Origin of the sequence: Lysinibacillus sphaericus OT4b.31, assembly GCF_000392615.1 — a bacterium.
Lineage (GTDB): Bacteria > Bacillota > Bacilli > Bacillales_A > Planococcaceae > Lysinibacillus > Lysinibacillus sphaericus_B.
Genome location: NZ_KB933398.1, coordinates 1,478,069 through 1,496,832, shown reverse-complemented (window position 1 = coordinate 1,496,832; position 18,764 = coordinate 1,478,069). Strand labels below are relative to the sequence as shown.

At 38.7% G+C, this 18,764-nt stretch carries 18 protein-coding genes; all 18 read right to left on the bottom strand.

Going from position 1 to position 18,764, the window contains the following annotated elements; all coding sequences use genetic code 11:
- Positions 1–33: 33 nt before the first annotated feature.
- The 18 genes from ftsA to H131_RS06645 all read right to left on the bottom strand — a co-directional run bounded on the left by ftsA (position 34) and on the right by H131_RS06645 (position 18,668).
- Positions 34–1,317, bottom strand: a complete 1,284-nt coding sequence (ftsA, locus tag H131_RS06730; RefSeq protein ID WP_010858338.1) for a cell division protein FtsA — start codon at positions 1,315–1,317, stop codon at positions 34–36.
- Between the two features lie 95 nt (positions 1,318–1,412).
- Positions 1,413–1,784, bottom strand: coding sequence for a small basic family protein (locus H131_RS06725; RefSeq protein WP_010858337.1), 372 nt, complete (start codon positions 1,782–1,784; stop codon positions 1,413–1,415).
- A 3-nt stretch (positions 1,785–1,787) separates the two neighbouring features.
- Positions 1,788–2,507: a DUF881 domain-containing protein gene (locus tag H131_RS06720; protein WP_010858336.1), complete on the bottom strand. Its 720-nt coding sequence runs from the start codon at positions 2,505–2,507 to the stop codon at positions 1,788–1,790.
- A 108-nt stretch (positions 2,508–2,615) separates the two neighbouring features.
- Complete coding sequence (locus tag H131_RS06715) at positions 2,616–3,344, bottom strand: DUF881 domain-containing protein (protein WP_010858335.1); 729 nt, start codon at positions 3,342–3,344, stop codon at positions 2,616–2,618.
- Positions 3,322–4,152, bottom strand: a complete 831-nt coding sequence (locus H131_RS06710) for a cell division protein FtsQ/DivIB (protein WP_010858334.1) — start codon at positions 4,150–4,152, stop codon at positions 3,322–3,324. The genes H131_RS06715 and H131_RS06710 overlap by 23 nt, the downstream gene beginning before the upstream one ends.
- A gap of 21 nt (positions 4,153–4,173) precedes the next feature.
- Positions 4,174–5,253, bottom strand: a complete 1,080-nt coding sequence (gene ftsW / locus H131_RS06705; RefSeq protein ID WP_010858333.1) for a putative lipid II flippase FtsW — start codon at positions 5,251–5,253, stop codon at positions 4,174–4,176.
- 40 nt (positions 5,254–5,293) lie between these two features.
- Positions 5,294–6,643 (bottom strand): UDP-N-acetylmuramoyl-L-alanine--D-glutamate ligase, encoded by a 1,350-nt coding sequence (murD, locus tag H131_RS06700; protein WP_010858332.1) that lies wholly within the window; start codon positions 6,641–6,643, stop codon positions 5,294–5,296.
- Positions 6,640–7,614, bottom strand: a complete 975-nt coding sequence (gene mraY / locus H131_RS06695) for a phospho-N-acetylmuramoyl-pentapeptide-transferase (protein WP_010858331.1) — start codon at positions 7,612–7,614, stop codon at positions 6,640–6,642. The genes murD and mraY overlap by 4 nt, the downstream gene beginning before the upstream one ends.
- A 125-nt stretch (positions 7,615–7,739) precedes the next feature.
- Complete coding sequence (locus H131_RS06690) at positions 7,740–9,656, bottom strand: stage V sporulation protein D (RefSeq protein WP_010858330.1); 1,917 nt, start codon at positions 9,654–9,656, stop codon at positions 7,740–7,742.
- Between the two features lie 58 nt (positions 9,657–9,714).
- Entirely contained in the window at positions 9,715–11,931 is a 2,217-nt protein-coding gene (locus tag H131_RS06685; RefSeq protein ID WP_010858329.1) for a penicillin-binding protein, read from the bottom strand.
- The gene (gene ftsL2 / locus H131_RS06680) at positions 11,928–12,296 is read right to left on the bottom strand and encodes a cell division protein FtsL (RefSeq protein ID WP_010858328.1); all 369 of its coding nucleotides are present in this window, start codon (positions 12,294–12,296) and stop codon (positions 11,928–11,930) included. Before ftsL2 ends, H131_RS06685 begins: the two co-directional genes overlap by 4 nt.
- Entirely contained in the window at positions 12,297–13,247 is a 951-nt protein-coding gene (gene rsmH, locus H131_RS06675; RefSeq protein ID WP_010858327.1) for a 16S rRNA (cytosine(1402)-N(4))-methyltransferase RsmH, read from the bottom strand.
- Between the two features lie 63 nt (positions 13,248–13,310).
- Positions 13,311–13,742 (bottom strand): division/cell wall cluster transcriptional repressor MraZ, encoded by a 432-nt coding sequence (gene mraZ / locus H131_RS06670; protein WP_010858326.1) that lies wholly within the window; start codon positions 13,740–13,742, stop codon positions 13,311–13,313.
- A 253-nt stretch (positions 13,743–13,995) separates the two neighbouring features.
- Entirely contained in the window at positions 13,996–15,612 is a 1,617-nt protein-coding gene (bshC, locus tag H131_RS06665; protein WP_010858325.1) for a bacillithiol biosynthesis cysteine-adding enzyme BshC, read from the bottom strand.
- 100 nt (positions 15,613–15,712) lie between these two features.
- The gene (locus tag H131_RS06660) at positions 15,713–16,108 is read right to left on the bottom strand and encodes a DUF3397 domain-containing protein (protein WP_010858324.1); all 396 of its coding nucleotides are present in this window, start codon (positions 16,106–16,108) and stop codon (positions 15,713–15,715) included.
- Positions 16,108–17,007 carry a ketopantoate reductase family protein gene (locus H131_RS06655; RefSeq protein WP_010858323.1) on the bottom strand — a complete coding sequence of 300 codons (900 nt, stop codon included), beginning with the start codon at positions 17,005–17,007 and terminating at the stop codon, positions 16,108–16,110. Before H131_RS06655 ends, H131_RS06660 begins: the two co-directional genes overlap by 1 nt.
- Positions 17,008–17,412: 405 nt before the next feature.
- A complete protein-coding gene (locus H131_RS06650; RefSeq protein WP_010858322.1) occupies positions 17,413–17,790 on the bottom strand; it encodes a hypothetical protein in 378 nt (125 codons plus the stop codon).
- Between the two features lie 110 nt (positions 17,791–17,900).
- Positions 17,901–18,668: an enoyl-CoA hydratase/isomerase family protein gene (locus tag H131_RS06645; RefSeq protein WP_010858321.1), complete on the bottom strand. Its 768-nt coding sequence runs from the start codon at positions 18,666–18,668 to the stop codon at positions 17,901–17,903.
- Between the last annotated feature and the right edge of the window lie 96 nt (positions 18,669–18,764).

Sequence of the window (18,764 nt, the reverse complement as noted above, 5' to 3'; positions counted from 1 at the left end):
ACTCGACTCTGTATCATTCATTACGCATTCAAGTTAATCAAAAAATTTATCAAATAATTTTTTTGCTCTCCCGATTACGCTTCCCTTAGACTCTGATGGTGCAGCATATTCTTGCTTCTTAGGTGTCGCTGATTGAGATCCTACAACCGCATATTCAATAGGTTGCGTATTCGTACTTTTTCCGTAAAAATCATCTTCTAAATAGGCGTAACGAATTAGTCCAACTGCCGTCGTAAATGAAGGCTCTCTAACGCCAATATAATCAGGTATATATATTCTAACACGCGTTTGCAGTATCTGGCGCGCCAGTTGCGCAATACCATCAAGCTTTGCAACACCACCAGTTAAAACAACACCACCTGGTAAATCTCGAACGCCTAGACGTGCTAACTCATCAATCACTAACTCAAATAACTCTTCTAAACGAGCACCAATAATTTCTGAAATAAAGCGCTGGCTATACTGATCTCTTGAATCTGTACCCACAATCGGCACCTCAAAGAGTTCATCATCTGATGCATCGTCGTAAAAGGCATGTCCAAATTGATGTTTGATTTGTTCTGCTTGCTCTGTCGGTGTTTTTAAGACAATTGAAATGTCTTTTGTAATGTGATCACCACCAATTGGTATCACACCCGTATGAGTTAACAAACCTTCTTCAAATACTGCTATAGTTGTTGAACCGCCTCCCAATTCTATGAAGGCAGTACCTTGATTTTTTTCATCTTCCGTTAAAGCAAAATAACCGGCTGCCAATGGTTGCAGATAAATCTCTCTAATACTTAAGCCTGCTCTCTCCACACAACGAAGTACATTGTGTAAAAGTGTTTTAGAGGTTGTAATCATCGTTGCATCCATTTCGAGACGAATTCCAATCATACCGCGTGGATCTTTGATTTCGTCTAAATTATCCACAATAAATTGTTTTGGAATGATGTTTACTAATTCACGCTCAGGAGGTATTGACATGACTTGTGCAGATTCTACCACTCTGTCTAAATCATCATCTGTAATTTCTCTATTTTCACTATTTACAGCGACAACACCTTTAACTAGCTGTAACATCGTCTGGTTTGCTGGAACGCCTAAAACGACTTCATCGATTTGATAACCGGTCATTCGTTCTGCTTGTTCCACTGCCTTTCGAATAGATTGAACTGTTGCATCAATATCAACAATCGCGCCTTTTCGAACGCCATTCGATTTTACATTTCCGACCCCAATTACGTGTAATTGTCCGTCGCTCATTTCACCTATTAATACTTTGATAGAGGATGACCCAATATCAAGTGATATATATAATTCTTGTTGGTTCAATTCGCTGCACCTCCTTGAAAAATGCTCTTAATTTCATTCTATTGTAAATCTAGCATAATGTCTAAGCAAATCGAGTATTTTGGGCAATTTTTCTCTCATTCTATGGAAGTTTTGTTCTTCTTGTGACGTTTTTCATCTAATCGAGTTAGTAATATACGCCTAATTATTGCAATATTTTGGAACAAACGTACGCCAAAAGCAAAAATGGCTGCTAAATACAAGTCCACACCTAAATTCACACCTAAGAAGGCAAGCCCTGCTGCCAGAACTATATTAAAAAAGAAACCTGATACAAATACTTTATCATCATAGACTTGCTGTAATTGGGCACGTATACCGCCAAATAATGTATCTAACGCTGCCAAAACTGCTATTGAAAGATAATTTTCATAAATAGAGGGTATCTGGATATTTGTTAACAAGCCCAAGGCAAGTCCAAATGCCAAACCTAAAAATGGTAGCCACATAAATTAATCTCCTTTTTTGCCCTCTGTTAAATAATCGTTTGTCAATGAATGATCGAATGCCGGGATTGTTAAATATTCAATTGGCTCCTCTATTACTAAATTAAAATTATCTAAATAAAAGGAGTCGATAAATGTGGAAGCTTGAATTGAGTTATACATTTTCTGCGCTTCCTTAAAAGAAGTTGTCCCAACATAAATCTCGAATGGTGGTGAGGTTAGTGGAACACTATTCACCGTAGTTTTTCCATTTATGTCTCGAATGGCTGTTGTATGTACAATGCGGTTACCATCTATGGCAACACTTGTAGCATCGTATTTAAACAAGGCATTCAATAATTGAGTAAGTAAATCAGGAGAGATTTCTTCGAGGTCATAGCCCATTGCTACTAATTCCGGCGCTGGTTTGACGCGAAGTATCACACCTGGTCCTGTGACTTCTGTTAGTCCTGCTTGTTGTTTTAAACTATCCAAAGTTTCATTTAAAATAGATTGTAAATTTGCTTTTTCAGATTGCTCATAGCGACCCACTACATCATTAAGTGAGCGAATATCTGCTAATAATGTGGAATGCCTTTTTTTCTCTTCTGCTAATTCTTCTCGTATGGCCCAAATATCTCGTGTATCTCGCTCAGCTGGTTTTTGAATGGTATTGTACTGTACCGCTATCATCAAACCGATAATAAATAGCACGATCGTTATTCGGGTGTACATATTTTTTTTCAAAATAGCCCCTCCTAGACGTATCGTAATTAACACCTCGGCGTCATCGCCTCCAAACTTGTGCAAGGAGCTGTCACAGCGACGGAAGGCTTGTCCTAAATCAGGATATAGTTAACTTTCTATTTTTACATTTGGCATTGTTAGTTTTTGATTTTCTTCTAGTGACACAATAATATTGTCCTTTAACAGCTGATCTACTACGCCACCACTTAAGTTTAAGGAGGCACTGAGTGTTGCTGAGTCTCCTACTGCCTCAATAACAAAAGGCGCTGGGTGCTGCTTACCATCAATCGTAATAACAGGTCCATTACAGCGAATATAAGAATTTGCTATAATGCGCTGTCCGTTAATAGCTATTGCCTGTGCACCAGAGATTTTCAGTTCATTTAGCAGCTTAAACACATGACTTTCATGCACGATATAATCATTAGGATTGACAGACTTAGGATCATAATCACCATCTTGAAGGGTAATACGTATTCCTTTCCCTTCTGAATCTAAATCTCCTAGTAATAAACGTAAATCTTCTGCTTGTTCAACAAGCTGCTTATAATTTTTTTCACTAGATGCGAATTCTTTTTCATATTTGCGTATTTTCTCTTGTAAAGCACTTGCCTCTTCTGTAAGCTCTTTATTGCGTTCTTGCTGTTCAATTAACTCCTCACGATACGAATCTTCTTGCTCATAAAGTTGTGAATTAATGGCACTGGATTCCCGATTATCCCTTGCCTGGTTGTAGGAATAGCCGATGATAAAGCCTGTTGTCACGCAAACGATGAGCAGCTCAAATTGTTTTCTTGAAAAGAAGTTTCCTTTGCTATTCGTTTTCTTGTTGTTCATCTTCTGTCACTTCCTGGTTGGCCGTTTCTCCATCTGGATTTTCCATGTCTATACTTACTTGGTTGTACTCATCATTAAAAGAACGATAATACGAGCCGACCTCTAAATCGATAATACCTTTTTCTAAATTTGCAATTTGCGCTACGATTGAAGGGTAATGGTTTAGCTTTTCAGCTAATGTCTGAATAACTGCGCGTACCTCATAGCCATCATTCATATAAAGCTTGACAGCATTTGGATTCGTCTCATTACCATTCGTATTTACTTGAGAAATTAAGGCTAAAACTTCTGGTTTTAAGCGTGCTAACTGCTCTACAAGCTTGTTAATAGTTTTTTCTCCAGTTATGCCTATAAAGACAGGTGCATCAATCGGAATGCTGTCTTCAGCCTGCTCAAAACGCTTACCATTCTCAAGTAATGGATAATAGGTACCATCACCAGCTAAGTACGCAACTTTTTTCCATTCCTTTATATCAATCGTTACGCCTCGTAGCCAATTACGCTTAACATGCGCCTCTTGTACCCATTTATCCTTCCGTAAAGCCTCTTCTACATCTCCTACTTTAAAGCTCCACATCGACTTCCCAGGCGCAAGGTTACTAGTCTGTAAGTAATATTGCTCTTCTGCTAGTTGTGCACCATTAACCGTGATTTTTTTGATATCACTGTAAGGAGATTGAAAATAAAGGAGTACTGCTAGTACTAAAAAGAAAAGTAATATCAGCACTATAAATTTGCGATTCGTACGCTTTTTTCGTCGCTTTTTAAGCGTAGGTATGCGATCTTCTATATCAATTACTTTCTCCAAAAAAGTACTCCTCCTTTATATTTATTTCGCTAATTGATAAATAATACCTATTATTAACCACATTGTTACTAAAGATGTCCCGCCGTAGCTAATAAAGGGTAATGTGACACCCGTTACAGGGACCAAACCAATCACTACTGCTATATTTAAAAATGCTTGCACAGTTAACATCGTCACAAGTCCAATAATTGCATAATAGGACGTTCTGTTCTTAGCCTGTACAGCAAATTTATAGCCTGCATATATTGTCAAGATAAATAAGGCTAAAATAACGAGCCCACCAAGTAAGCCAACTTCTTCTAAAATAATCGCATAAATAAAGTCATTTTGCGGCTCAGGTAAATATAAAAATTTTTGTCTACTCTGGCCAAAACCATGTCCAAAAATACCTGCTGGCCCAATCGCCATTAATGATTGCACCGCCTGAAAGCCACTGCCTAAAGGATCTACCCAGGGGTCAATAAATGCTTCAATGCGCTTTAACCTGTATGGTGCCGTGACTATTAAAATAGCTAATCCGGCAATACCCGCTACCATAAACATCGCATATAGCTTCAGTGGGTACCCAGCTACAAAAAATAATAAGAACACGGAAACAACAAGTATAAATACCGAACCAAAATCCGGTTGCAGCATAATAAGTACAACAGGTAATAACAAGATTAATCCATGCCGCCAATTAACAATCGGCGTACCTGTTTTATGTTGCGCTAATATATGACTCATGTATACAAGGACTGTAATTTTCGTCAACTCTGCAGGTTGTATCGTTAATGGGCCTAAACCAATCCAACTTTGAGAACCGTTTCTTACCAGTCCAATACCAGGAATAAGAACAAGGACCAGTAAAACCAATGAAAATATATAGGCCATTTTCCAAAAGGACTGCTCCCGCAGAATATTTAAACGAATGGTAATTAGAAACACTACAATGCCTACGACAAAGTATATACTTTGCTTCATATAAAACGGCATTTTTCCACTATAATGAATGGCACTCCAATAAGTGCCTGCAGAATAGACGAAAATAATGCCGATTACTGATAGCATCAATGTTGTGACAAGCAATAAATAGCTTTCTTTCCCTCTCAGTAATGCCATCCTTCCAAGTCAAGTATATTCTAAAATAGTTACAGGCTCATTACAGCTTCATTACAGCATCAATAAAAACGTCACCTCGTATTTCAAAGCTGTCATATTGATCCCAACTTGCACAAGCTGGTGATAGTAGAATCACATCACCCTCTGCAGACATCGGTGCTGCGTAATGCACCGCATCCTCTACGTTCTGAGCAATAACAGTGTGTTGCACACCACATGATTTCGCAAATTCTACAAAGCGTAAGCCTGTTTCACCAAATGCAACGACACCTTTCACATGGTTCATGCAAGGGCGTAACTCTTCAAATGAATGACCACGGTCTAAGCCACCTGCTAGTAAAATGACAGGTGCCTGAAATGCATCCAAGGCACTTTTCGTTGCTAAGCAGTTTGTTGCTTTGGAGTCATTGTAAATCTTCCGGCCGTTCCATTCACGGACATATTGCGTACGGTGACGCACGCCACCAAAGTTCGCTAAAACTTCTTTCATTTTCTCTTTTTCACAGCCAACTAATAGACAAGCTGCTATGGCTGCTAAAATATTTTCTAAGTTGTGCTTACCAGGAAGAGCGATATTCGCTCGTTCCATATACGGCTCGCCTTGCCAATAGATTGTTGTATCATCTGCACTAATACCTTCATGTGCATACCCTCTTGAAGTAAATGGCACTTTCTTTGCATTTGATTTTGTAGCATAGCCAACTACAATTGGTTGATCGGCATTATAGATGAAATAATCGCTTTCATCCTGATTACGTGTTACCCCAAACTTTGCCTCTGCATAATTATCAAAAGTGCCATGATAATCAAGATGTGCATCGTAAAGATTTGTTAAAATAGCAATTTTCGGCTTGTATGTTTTCGTTCCCATCAGTTGGAAAGAAGAAAGTTCAGTGACAATCACATTATCTTTCTCCGCTTCCCTTGCTACTCCACATGCGACTGTCCCAATATTCCCTGCAATTAACGGTTTTTTTGCACCATTCTCTAGCATTTCAAAAATCAATGTCGTTGTTGTCGTTTTACCATTCGATCCGGTAATACCAATAAACGGTGCATCACTAATTAAGTACGCCAACTCTATTTCTGTCCATACAGGAATATCACGGCTTAGTGCGTCTGCGACAATTTTATTGCTATAAGGAATTCCTGGATTTTTCACGACCAGTTCAAAACCTTCATCGAGTAAATCTTCTGGATGGCGTCCACAAATAACCGTAATGCCTTTTTGCAATAAGCCTTGTGCGTCTGGGCTTTCATCAAACGGCTTCGAATCATTAACCGTCACAAAGGCTCCAAGCTCATGTAAAATCTCAGCTGCTGCTACGCCACTTTTTGCTAGACCTAGAACAAGAATTTTTTTATGTTGTAAATCTGTATAGTTTTTCATAAGAACGCCTCCGATAAAACTGCAATCAATGCCACTGCTAAAGCAGTTGACCAAAAAACAAGTACTACCTTCCATTCCGACCAACCAGATAATTCAAAATGATGGTGAATAGGACTCATTTTAAAAATACGTTTTTTGCGAAGTTTAAAGCTCCCCACCTGTAAAATAACAGATAATGTTTCAATCACAAATACTAATCCAACTAATACGAGTAAAAACTCTTCCTTTACTAAAACAGAAACCATTGCAAGAGCTCCGCCAAGCGCTAATGAACCCGTATCTCCCATAAACACTTTCGCTGGATTTGCGTTAAACAGTAAAAATCCAAGTAGGGCACCCGTCACTGCAAATGTGAATAAGGCAACGTCTGCTTGATTCTGGAATAAAGCAATAACGCCAAATGCAGCAAATGCAATAGATGCTGTTCCTGCCACAAGTCCGTCTAGTCCATCCGTTAAGTTTACTGCATTTGAAAATCCGACTAACCAGAAAATTAAAAAGGCTACATAGAAAATACCAAGATCAATTGTCCAGTCTGTAAATGGAATAGCCAGTGTTGTGTCAAAAGAACCAACATGCAATAAGAAATAAGCAAGGATGGCAATAACAATTTGACCTATTAGTTTTTGAATCGAGGTTAATCCTAAATTACGTTTAAAAATCACCTTTAAACCATCGTCTAGGAAGCCTATCAATCCAAACCCCACTAATACGAGTAAGAGGACCACCGTTTGAGTCGTGAATAAATCTAAAAAGCTACCAATCCCCATAGTTGTGAGAATAATGGCCATTAAGAAGATAAGGCCCCCCATTGTCGGTGTCCCAGCCTTTTTCATATGGGATTTTGGCCCTTCTTCACGAATACTTTGCCCAAACTTCAGTCGACGAAGAAGCGGAATACTAATTGGTGCCAGGATAACTGTTACTATAAAAGCAATAGCTAAAATGGTAAGCGTTGTTGCGAGTTTCATTGAAAAATCTCCTTTAAATCTCGTTTCCCTTTCTTCATTAAGAAAAAAGTACAAACTTTCATATATTTATTACTACCCTTCATAATAATAGTGGTTCTTTCCCTTTTTTTAAAGGTAAAGTTACATTAGTTCTCTAAATATAAATGTATGGTGCCATCTTGTTCGATAACACTATCCACTTCAGGTAATTGACTACCAATTTTAGCCCCTTCCCCGTGCCATTTAATACGAAATGGGTAATGTTGCTTGGCAATATCATCCTTTGTCTGACCTATAAAACTTGGTACCTTTACAGTAATTGGGTCACCCCATCGATAATCTTTTTCAAGCTGTTCCTTCGATTTTTCAATACCCACAAAAGGTGCAACATCCTCAATAATTTGACCAACAATTGGTGCTGCCACAACACCACCGAATTGCGTCGTTTTCTTCGGGTTATCTACTGCTACATAGACAACAATTTGTGGATTATCCGCTGGTGCAAAGCCTATGAAAGATACGATATATTCGCCATCCTTATAACGACCATTTTCTACTTTTTGTGCTGTACCCGTTTTGCCTCCAATGCGAAGGCCATCTCGATAAGCCTGGCGCCCTGAACCCTTGGCAACAACAGACTCTAGCGCACCACGTACCTTTGCCGATGTTTCTTCACGAATAACCTGTCTTTTCACGATTGGTTCGGTTTCTTTTATAACTTCCCCAGTAGTCGGATTAAAAACCTTTTTCACAACATATGGCGTATAAAGCTTGCCCCCATTCACTGCAGCGGCAACTGCTTGCACCTGTTGGATTGGTGTTACGGCTACTCCTTGCCCGAATGAAGTCGTTGCCTGCTCTACTGGACCAAATGCTTCTTTTGAAAATAATATGCCTGATGCTTCCCCAGCAATATTCGAACCCGTTTTTTCACCAAAGCCAAAATCTTTAACATATTGAAGTAGTTTTTCATTACCGATACGCTGGCCTAATTCAATAAAACCTGGGTTACAAGAGTTTTCTACCACTTCAAGAAAAGTTTCATGTCCATGACCTTCACGTTTCCAACAGCGCAGCCTAGCTCCCGCAACCATGGTATAACCAGGATCGTAAAAAGTATCACGTTCTAAATCCACTACATTTTCCTCTAGTGCCGCACTGAGTGTTATAATTTTGAACGTAGAACCTGGTTCATAAGTCATCCAAACTGGTAAATTCTGATTATAGATAGCTGGTTCAACTAATTGGTACTGTGCTGGATGAAAGGTTGGATACGAGGATAATGCTAATATTTCTCCTGTGTTGGGATCCATCGCAATAGCCATTGCTTGGTCAGCTTCATAGCGTTCCATTGCCTGTGACAATTCTCGTTCAACCACCTGTTGTACATCCACATCAATCGTTAGTTCGATCGTGGCACCGTCTTCTCCAGACTTCCATGCGCTCGCTACATTAGGTAAGTTATTACCTCTAGCATCTGTAAAAAGCCGTATAGCAGAGGAATTTGCCTGTAAGAACTTATCGTATTCATATTCAATACCTGCTAGCCCTTGCGCATCATAGCCTGTAAAACCAATAAAACGTGACAATAACGTACCATAAGGATAGTCCCTTGAATAATCTACACCACTATATAATCCTTCAATTTGCATACCTTGTAATGTAACGGCTTTCTCATAAGAAATATTTTTGCCTTCAGGTGCCAATTTTACTAAGTATACTTTTTTATTCATTTTTTCCAATAGTTTTTGTTCATCTACTTCAAGCACTTGGGCTATTTTTGCTGCGGCACCTTCAATATCATTACTTTGAGAAGGCATAAAATATAAAGTAGGTGCTAACTTATTCGTCACAATACTTTTACCGTCTCGGTCCGTAATATGTCCCCGCTCATTCGCAAATGGAATTTCACGATCCCAGTTTTCTTCTGCTTTTTTTGTCAGTTCCTTTTGATCGAACACCTGCAAAAACAACAGTCGGATGATAATTGCTACTGCCATCAACATAAACAATACATATAAAATACGTAAACGCTTTTTTGAATGGATTGAAATCCACTTCATTCGACATCACACCTTGTTTTTTACAACGTATGAAATAAAGTGGACTTCTATTCAGTATCTATTCATCCTCTATTTGTTCAACTTCTCCTTCGGATGACGCTTCTACGTCTTTCACAAAGCTTTCAGCAGGTGTTTTCAGTTTCACGACAATCGGTGCACTATCTGAAATCACTGTACCTGCCGATACACTTTGACTAGCAGCAAAGCCCTCTCCGACAACCTCAATTTGTAGACCTGACATTGATTTGAACACAAGTACATTTCGCAACGACCAATTCGTAAAGTTTGGCAATGTAGTATCACCTGCTGTTTTTAAGAATACAGTGCTACCGTTTACAAGTTTTTGTTTACCCTTTGGATATTGCTCGATAATTTTACCACCAGCGCCTACAATTACCGGTTGCAAGCCGTCATTCGCTAGCTCCACCTGAACTGCTTTTGTGTCTTTCCCAGTATAATCTTGAATATTTACATGATTAACATGCTGAACATCCTGAGGATTAATGTTTAAATGTTTTAAACTGTTTTGCATAACTGGCTTAAATATTTTTGAGACTGGTACAGAACCAAGCTCACCCTTAAGCTTAGGTTTTGTTACCGATACATACATAATAAGCTGTGGATCATCTACTGGTGCCATGCCTAAAAATGAATACAGGAACTCATTTGCCCCCCATGAATATTCACCATTGGCCTTAGGAATTTGGGCAGTACCCGTTTTCCCTGCGACTTGATATTCATCGAGCACAAAATCCTTTGCTGTCCCGTATTTTGACGTTAATGTAGAAGCGAGTATTTCACGTACTTGCTTCGCTGTGCCGGCTGAAACTGGTTGTCCCTTTTCAACTGGCTCATGATTTTGGATCGTTTTCCCTGTTGATGAGTCAACAATACGATCAATGACGTAGGGCTGCATCATCGTTCCGTCATTCGCAATCGCTGTCATTGCTTGAATAAGTTGAATAGGCGTTACCGTTGAACCTTGACCATAAGTTGTTGTAACACGTTGTATTGGATACTGAGATAATATAGTTCCTGTTGCTTCATTCGGTAAATCAATACCTGTTTTTTTACCAAAACCAAATCTGTCTAGGTACTCTATAAACACATCGTCACCAATAACTTTTAATAAGTGTGCCATTGCAGTATTGGATGAGCGTTGGAAGCCCTCTAAATAAGTAATTTTGCCCCATCCGTATTTATTGTGATCTCGAATCGTACGATCAAGCAATGTATATTGACCTGACATATATTCTGCATTTGGTGGCCATGTGTCAGTATCAATAGCCGAAGCTAGTGTGAACGTTTTCATCGTCGAACCTGGCTCAATCGTTTCTTCAATAACCTCATTCAGCCATTTCATATTTTTACCGTCACGTGTATCAGGATTAAATGTAGGTCGCTGAGACATCGCCAAGATTTTCCCTGTTTTGGACTCTGCAATAACAGCTGTCATTGATTCAGGATTATATTCCTGTTCAACTTGAGTCATCGCTTCCTCTAAAAAACTTTGAATTGTTTTATCAATCGTTAAAAAGATGTCGTCACCATCTTTTGCTGGTGTCACCATCTTCTCACTGGTAGGCAATAAATAACTAAAAGCATCTGTTTGGTACTTCACTTTGCCGTTTTCCCCAGTTAGCTCTTTGTCATACGTATATTCAAGTCCCATTTTGCCTTTAGTTGTTACTGAGCCGTCTTCTTTATCCTCTTTTATTGCAAAACCGATTAAATGTGAGGCAAAAACACCGTTTGGATAATAGCGTTTTAAATCACTGACAAATAAAATTCCAGGTAATTTTTCATCTTTAAGTTTGCTCATGACTTCATGGTTAATACCACGTCCTGCACTACCAAACTCAACTTGGTAAGGCTTTTCGCCATCAGGCTTCAATTTTGTCAGCTGTTTGTATATTGCCTGTTCATCCATCGGAATGTACTCTGCTAAAACTTTAGCAGTCTTTTCCGCATCAACGACATGACGAGGTTTCTCAGGATTCGGAGACGCACTCTCATTTACAACTGCTATTAAACGATAGCTCAGCGTATCTTCGGCAATCGTTTGTCCATTTCTATCGTAAATTTTCCCGCGACTCGCAGTAATCGCACTCTCTTTTCCATATTTAGCTGCTGCCTTTGCCGCAAGTGCTTGTCCCTCTGCTTCCCCCGTCGCTTGTAATGTAACCATTCTAGTGAATAATAGGAAAAAGAGCCCTCCATAAAAAATCAATAATAGAAAGGCTCCCCATTGGAATCGAAATTTCTTTTTTTTCATTTTCCCGGCACTACCTTTACATTTTTCTCATTTTGAGTTAAACCGAGTTCTTGTGCTTTTTTCCATATGTTTTCATATGTAGAAAGTTCACTTACACGCACTGTTAAGTCAACATTCTGTCTCGCAATTTCATCTGCCTCTGCTTCTATTTTTTGAATGTCCATGCTTGTTGTTTGTATAGCTGCTTGATTATTTAATACTAGTACGGCTAGTACAGCAACAATGCTAACTAGGACGATTAGCATTGTCTTTTCAAACTTCTGTTTCGTTTTTTTACGACGTATGATAGTGGGTTGTGGACTAGGTGGTGTTATCGGTTGTTGCACATGTTGCTGCTGGTGCTGCCTTACACGAACTGCTGCCATTTACTCACGCCCTTTGTCGTTAATTTTCTCCACCACTCTAAGTTTCGCTGAACGCGCACGGTTGTTTACTTCTAATTCTTCATCAGAAGGGACAATCGGTTTTCTCGTTACAAGCTTTAAGATTGGCTTCATGTCTTCTGGAATTACAGGTAAATTCGGTGGTAATTCCGGTAATGATGACGCTTCCTTAAAAATAGTCTTGCATAGGCGGTCCTCCAATGAATGGAACGTAATGACACTGATGCGTCCACCTACGTTAATCATATCTATCGCATCGACTAGTGAGTCCTCTGCTGCGCCTAGCTCATCATTGACAGCAATTCGAATTGCTTGAAATATACGCTTTGCAGGATGTCCACCTTTACGGCGAGCCGCTGCTGGAATACCCTCTTTAATAAGTTCTACAAGCTGTCCTGTTGTTTCAATCGATGCCGTTTTACGTGCCTCTTCGATTTTACGAGCAACTTGTTTTGAAAACTTTTCTTCTCCATAGCGGAAGAAGATACGAACTAAATCTTCGTATGCCCATTCATTGACAACATGAAATGCTGAAAGCGTTGCCGTTTGATCCATGCGCATATCGAGCGGTGCATCATGATGATAACTAAAACCGCGCTCTGGCGTATCTAATTGTGGAGAAGAGACGCCAAGATCATATAAAATACCATCTACTTCTTCAATACCAAGTGCTAGTAATTCTTCTTTTAAATAACGGAAATTCGAATGTACAAATGTAACACGCTCTAAATAGGGCGCTAATCGAACTTTCGCATTGTCAATAGCGATCGTATCTTGATCAAAGCAAATGAGACGACCTTTATCTGATAATTGTTGTACTAAATATTCACTGTGCCCTGCTCCGCCAAGCGTACAGTCCACATATACACCATCAGGATCGAGGTTCAACCCATCAACAGTTTCTTTTAATAACACGGTTGTATGATCGAACATACCACTCGCTCCCCTCAGGCCTTAACTTCTTTCAATTAACGTATAAACGTTCCAATACAAAAATTAAAAATCAAAGCCAATCATATTTTCTGCAATTTCATTAAAAGATTGTTCAGACTCATTAAAGTAAGTTTCCCAAGCATCTTTTGCCCATATCTCAATTCGATTCGAAACGCCTAACACAACACATTCTTTCACTAAGTGTGCATGCTGTACGAGGGTTGAAGGAATATTAATACGTCCTTGCTTGTCTATCTCAACTTCTGTCGCACCGGAAAAGAAGAATCTTGCAAATGCACGGGTATCCTTCTTCGTCATCGGTAAACCTTTTAATTTTTCTTCGAGTTTTCGCCATTCATCCATAGGATAGCCAAACAAACAATTATCAAGACCGCGTGTTACAACAAACGTTTCACCTAAGGCTTCACGAAATTTTGCGGGCACGATTAATCGTCCTTTCGCATCAACAGAGTGTTGATATTCTCCCATGAACATGCTATTCACCCCACTTTATTAAATAATGTACCACATCCCCCCACTTTCCTCCACTTTTTTTAAAAAAAACTTGACATTTTTACCTCCAATGTGAAATTAGACCTTTAGCAAATAATTCATTTTGTGATAAATGACATAAATAAAGAGCTACCCGTAGGAGGGTAGCTCTTTATTTTACCTTTTGTTCGATAAATTCCGTCAAATTTTTATAGACAGGACCTCAATATATAAACAAAAAGACCTATTCACATGTTTATAGATATAACAAATAGTGATGATTTCCAATGCTATATGTTTTTCCTAGCATTTCATCAATCAACCTAGGTCCAAACTCATTCATATATTGATATGGATTATAACATCGTTCTTGAAATCCTTCATTTGGATACAACTCATTTTGTAGCTTCATAAATTTACGGATTGTCGTCTCATGTTTACTAAGCACCGTTTGCTCAATTTTTTGTTGCATGTAGTCAAATTGTTTTAAATGATTTTCCTTATTTTTCATAAGAATTTTTTCAAGTGAAATTTGTTGCTCAGTTAAGTATGCTTCAAAGGCCTCATATTGTTCTAATAGCAGTTGTTGCATTGCTTGAATTTGACGTTTTGCTTCATCATCTTGCACCTCAGCAATAAAATGTTCCTTCAACTGCAACGCTTTACCTTCCCACACATTTTCAACAGACAAACTATTTTCACGTAATAGTTGTTCTACTTGACGTGTGATAATCGTAATATTGAGTCGTGGTGCAAAAATAGGCATTTGTAAGCCCAACACCGAAAAGGCATCCTTTAACGTTGCCCAATAAGCAAGTTCCCCAGGTCCACCTACGAATGCCAATACTGGTAAAGCCATTTCCTGCATTAATGGACGCGTCACTACATTATTACTTAATTGCTCAGGATGATCTTTTGCAATTGCCAATAACTCCTCACGAGATAGCTTAATATTCGCTGCAAAATTAACGAATTGCTGTTGACGCCTTTCTAATAAATGGCGTTCCCCATCTTTCACATAAAACAGATTAGCCGCTTCATTTGTTGCCAATATTGGCTTATCATATCCAACACGTTCAAACTCAGCTTCCTTCTCCGTTACTAATCTTGCAATTTCCTCACTATGATTTATGATTTGTGCAAAGTACTCGCTTTCGTATTGTCGGAAGTTCACGTCAGCTGCATCAATTATTAGTAAACCTTCTTCTTTAAACAACTGATTCATTAATCGAGCAAAGAAGTCCGTAAATGTTTCACTTTTGTTAAGTGCATCTACCAGCTGTTTAATGAGTCCCTCTGTGTATACTGTTTCACCGAAATCTTTCATAATAGTATTGATTAATTGCATCATAGATTCTTTGTTTAGGCTTGTAGTAGATGCCATCGTTTTACGTCTTGAACGCTCACTATAGGCGCGCTTTTTGAGCTCCACACCTTGCATTGTATACGTGTGGTTAATTTCTTCTAAATCATGATCTTCACCAGCTATCCAAAAAACAGGTACGACCGCTCTTTGAAGCTTTTCACTTTGCTCTTTCGCTAATGTTATGACTGAAATTGCCTTATGAACTGAGTAAAGAGGACCTGTTAAGACACCCGCTTGTTGCCCACCGACAACCGCGACAGCTCCTTGCTCTAATTGCTGTAAATGTTCTTGCGCTTTTTCTGATAAACCAAGTGGCTCCATAAATTGACGAATAATTGCTGTTAATTTTTGCGGATCGCGCACTTGTTGTTCTAAATATTTTACTCGCCGTTTAAACGATACATCACTATATTCGTACTCAAAGAACGTATGAATGGCAGTATTCGGTGACCAATAATCTGCTAGCACACGATTTTTAACGGGTACTTGGATTGACTCCAGTTTCATTTAACATAAACTCCTCTACTCACTAAATCATCAATTTCCTTATAAACTTTTTAATGCTTTTTATTTTAACGCTTATGGCTTCAACATGAAAAGAAAATGCTTATACAGATTGTAAATATTCTATAACAGATTGAATCAAACCTACTAGGCAAATAAGAAAATACGCTGAACTTAGCACTAAAAATAAAAAGCGCCAAATTTTGCGTAATAGCGGTTTCACTTCCAGTTCCTTTTTTGTACGCCATTCAATATATGTAAAAACCATCGCTAGCATTATTGCTAGCATCACAAGCAGAGCACCAATATTTACTCCCCAAAGCACACCAATCGCCAGTGGTACTGAGAAAAACAGCCAAAATGTGGTAACATCCGATGCTGCACCAAAAGCATGTGTACCTCGAATATTAACCTTTCGACTAATTAAATAGACAACGATAAATAGCAGTAAGGGACAAAAAATAATGATACTAATAATTATATGTAAAAAATCTTTCACTACCGTTCACCACTCTCTTCTATTGCTAACATTTGGTTATACAACGTACGCAGAGTAGGTAAAATATGGCCATTTGTTAACGCTTTTTGCAAGATGGGGCCAACAATCGTGTCAATTTCGCTTTTTTTCCCAAGTTTACGATCTGCCAGCATAGACGACGTGTTCGCTGCGGTTTTTTCACATAAGGCAGTCACTGCTGAAAAAGGTATGGTATATTGTAAATTCACAAAAGCTTGCGTTAGCTCCTGATAGATTGTTTGCATTAATATAAAAGCATGCTTATTCGTTAAAAGCTCTCCATTCTTCATTAGTAAAATAGCTGTTAACGGATTAATGATGCAGTTAAATACAGCTTTCTCAAATAACATCTGCTCAGGATTTTGGACAAACTCAACCGGAAACAAAGGATTTTCCATTTGCGAGAGCTTTTTAAAGACAGAATTATGCCCACGCGCAACCGCAATTTTACAGGTACCAACACCTCTATGTTGAACGGTTGTATCATTTATTACCTGAGCACCAAAAGCAACAGAGCAAAAAGCAATATTTTGTTGTGGTAAGCGCAGCGCCTCATCGAAATGCGCTAAGCCATTTTGCATAAATAATAACGGTACTTCACTTGGTAAAGCAGCTATTTGACCATAGAGATTCTGTAGTTGACCATATTTAACTGCCACTACAATCAAATCCCGCTGCGGCAACGTAGCTAACTCTGTCGTTGCAATAACTTGATGTGCCGTTGTTGTTCCATCAATATTCAGTCTCGTTAGATGCTCAATATTTAGTTGGCTCGCTTGCTCCCGTCGCCGTACAGCTAACGTTACGTGCATAGCAGCCTCAGCTAAATAGCTTGCCGTTAGCTGACCGACTGCCCCCGCACCAATAACCACTACATTCATAACGCTCCTCCATCTTCTACATGTATATAAGGGATTATCTAAAAAGGACAGAACAAACCCTGTGAACTACCCTTTCTTTAAAGGAACAAGAACTCCGTGTTCATCAATTTACTATTGCCATATTAAACGCCCTATAACCGCGGCTTTCTTTACGCTTAGAAGGAGGTGCCTCAGAAACATCTCTGAGACACCTCCTTTGCAGGTGCTTCTATTATACAGGATTGGCAGGTTGTTTACGATACGAAATGGCTAATTGCTTCAACCAATGTTGGCTATATACAGTATGAGTATATCTATTTTATCCATTTTTCAAAAACATCTTTCGCTCACTCAAGGTTACAAAATCCATTACCGCTAAAATAAAAAATAAATAAATTCTACTTAACATTTTTGCATTTAAAATATTTAATCTTTCATCAGAGAGTAACCTTGCTGTAACCATTTCACTAGCTTTTCATGCTCATTCTGCAATTCACGGTGCTTAATTTCCAGAGTTTGATAGGCCTCTGTTAATTCATCAAAACTTGTCAAAGCCAATTTTAAATGACTTCGCATAGATTGTTGTGGTTGATTTCTTACAGCTAAAAGTGACTGACTATATTGGCCACGCAACGTTTTATTCCATCTGAAACCACATGCTTGTTTTGTACGACCTAGTTCATGAGCCGCCATTTCAAAAGCCTCTAACTGTGTTTTGCCATTCTGCACATTATGCAACACAATTTCCGCTAATCTTTCATCATCTTCCTTTGTCCATTGGTCTTTTCTTTTTTTCAGTTCCATAATCTATCACCCTCACATTTTTTACTACTATATGCTTTAGCAGGCAAAATAGAATCACAGGATACAAAAAGACAGTGATTATGTTTTTTAATAATCACCGCCATTAAACACTACTTATTATTCTTTTTTGTCAGGAAATTATTAACCGCTTCATGATGTGCCTCGCTTTCCCAAAGTTTCGCACATGTGCGTACTTCTTCCATCACACGCTCATACATATTTCGTTCACGCCACTTACGAAGCTCTATTTCCTTATATGCCTTGTGCACAGAAGGATGAATTTTTCGCATATGCTCGATAAAATCATTCAGCGCATCCTCTTTTGCCTCTTCGAAAACACACATCGCCCAGCCAATCTCGTATAGTAATTCCGCAGGATATGGCTTCGCATCCACTAGCATCTTCATCGCACGGTCATGGCGCAAACCTCGTTCAAATAAATATGTACCGCCACCCCAACCACTTGTAATCGCTAATGTTCCTTGAATAAAACCACACTTCGCATGACTTGCTACTAGGCGGAAATCACAAGCAGTAGCAATCTCGCAACCACCACCAACAGCTGTCCCATTAATTAACGCAATCGTCGGTACCGGTAACGTTGCAAGATCATATAATATTTTCCCCATCTTACTTAACATCCCAAATGCCTCATCCTCTGTTTCAAGTGAATGAAACTCCGATAAATCACCACCAGAGCAGAAAGATTTCTCTCCTGCGCCTGTTACAACTAAAAAACGAACATCATCATGATGATGAATATATGTAATTACTTTCTGAAGACCATCCATGACCTCATCATTTACGGCATTACGTTTTTCTTCCCGATTTATCGTAAATGTCATGATACCCTCTTTGTTATCAATTGTATATGCCATTACCGTTCCCCCTTTGCCTCGTTGGATAGATTGTATCACAAAATTATTATAGCACTATATATCTTTTTATTATTAACTAAAAATTCCGTCTTTTTT

What these genes read in the sequence shown, in the direction of transcription:
- H131_RS06725 (WP_010858337.1), bottom strand. Translation starts at nt 1,784, where the DNA reads ATGTGGCTACCATTTTTAGGTTTGGCATTTGGACTTGCCTTGGGCTTG.
- H131_RS06715 (WP_010858335.1), bottom strand. Translation starts at nt 3,344, where the DNA reads ATGAACAACAAGAAAACGAATAGCAAAGGAAACTTCTTTTCAAGAAAA.
- ftsW (WP_010858333.1), bottom strand. Translation starts at nt 5,253, where the DNA reads ATGGCATTACTGAGAGGGAAAGAAAGCTATTTATTGCTTGTCACAACA.
- murD (WP_010858332.1), bottom strand. Translation starts at nt 6,643, where the DNA reads ATGAAAAACTATACAGATTTACAACATAAAAAAATTCTTGTTCTAGGT.
- mraY (WP_010858331.1), bottom strand. Translation starts at nt 7,614, where the DNA reads ATGAAACTCGCAACAACGCTTACCATTTTAGCTATTGCTTTTATAGTA.
- H131_RS06690 (WP_010858330.1), bottom strand. Translation starts at nt 9,656, where the DNA reads ATGAAGTGGATTTCAATCCATTCAAAAAAGCGTTTACGTATTTTATAT.
- H131_RS06685 (WP_010858329.1), bottom strand. Translation starts at nt 11,931, where the DNA reads ATGAAAAAAAAGAAATTTCGATTCCAATGGGGAGCCTTTCTATTATTG.
- ftsL2 (WP_010858328.1), bottom strand. Translation starts at nt 12,296, where the DNA reads ATGGCAGCAGTTCGTGTAAGGCAGCACCAGCAGCAACATGTGCAACAA.
- rsmH (WP_010858327.1), bottom strand. Translation starts at nt 13,247, where the DNA reads ATGTTCGATCATACAACCGTGTTATTAAAAGAAACTGTTGATGGGTTG.
- mraZ (WP_010858326.1), bottom strand. Translation starts at nt 13,742, where the DNA reads ATGTTCATGGGAGAATATCAACACTCTGTTGATGCGAAAGGACGATTA.
- bshC (WP_010858325.1), bottom strand. Translation starts at nt 15,612, where the DNA reads ATGAAACTGGAGTCAATCCAAGTACCCGTTAAAAATCGTGTGCTAGCA.
- H131_RS06655 (WP_010858323.1), bottom strand. Translation starts at nt 17,007, where the DNA reads ATGAATGTAGTGGTTATTGGTGCGGGGGCAGTCGGTCAGCTAACGGCA.
- H131_RS06650 (WP_010858322.1), bottom strand. Translation starts at nt 17,790, where the DNA reads ATGGAACTGAAAAAAAGAAAAGACCAATGGACAAAGGAAGATGATGAA.
- H131_RS06645 (WP_010858321.1), bottom strand. Translation starts at nt 18,668, where the DNA reads ATGGCATATACAATTGATAACAAAGAGGGTATCATGACATTTACGATA.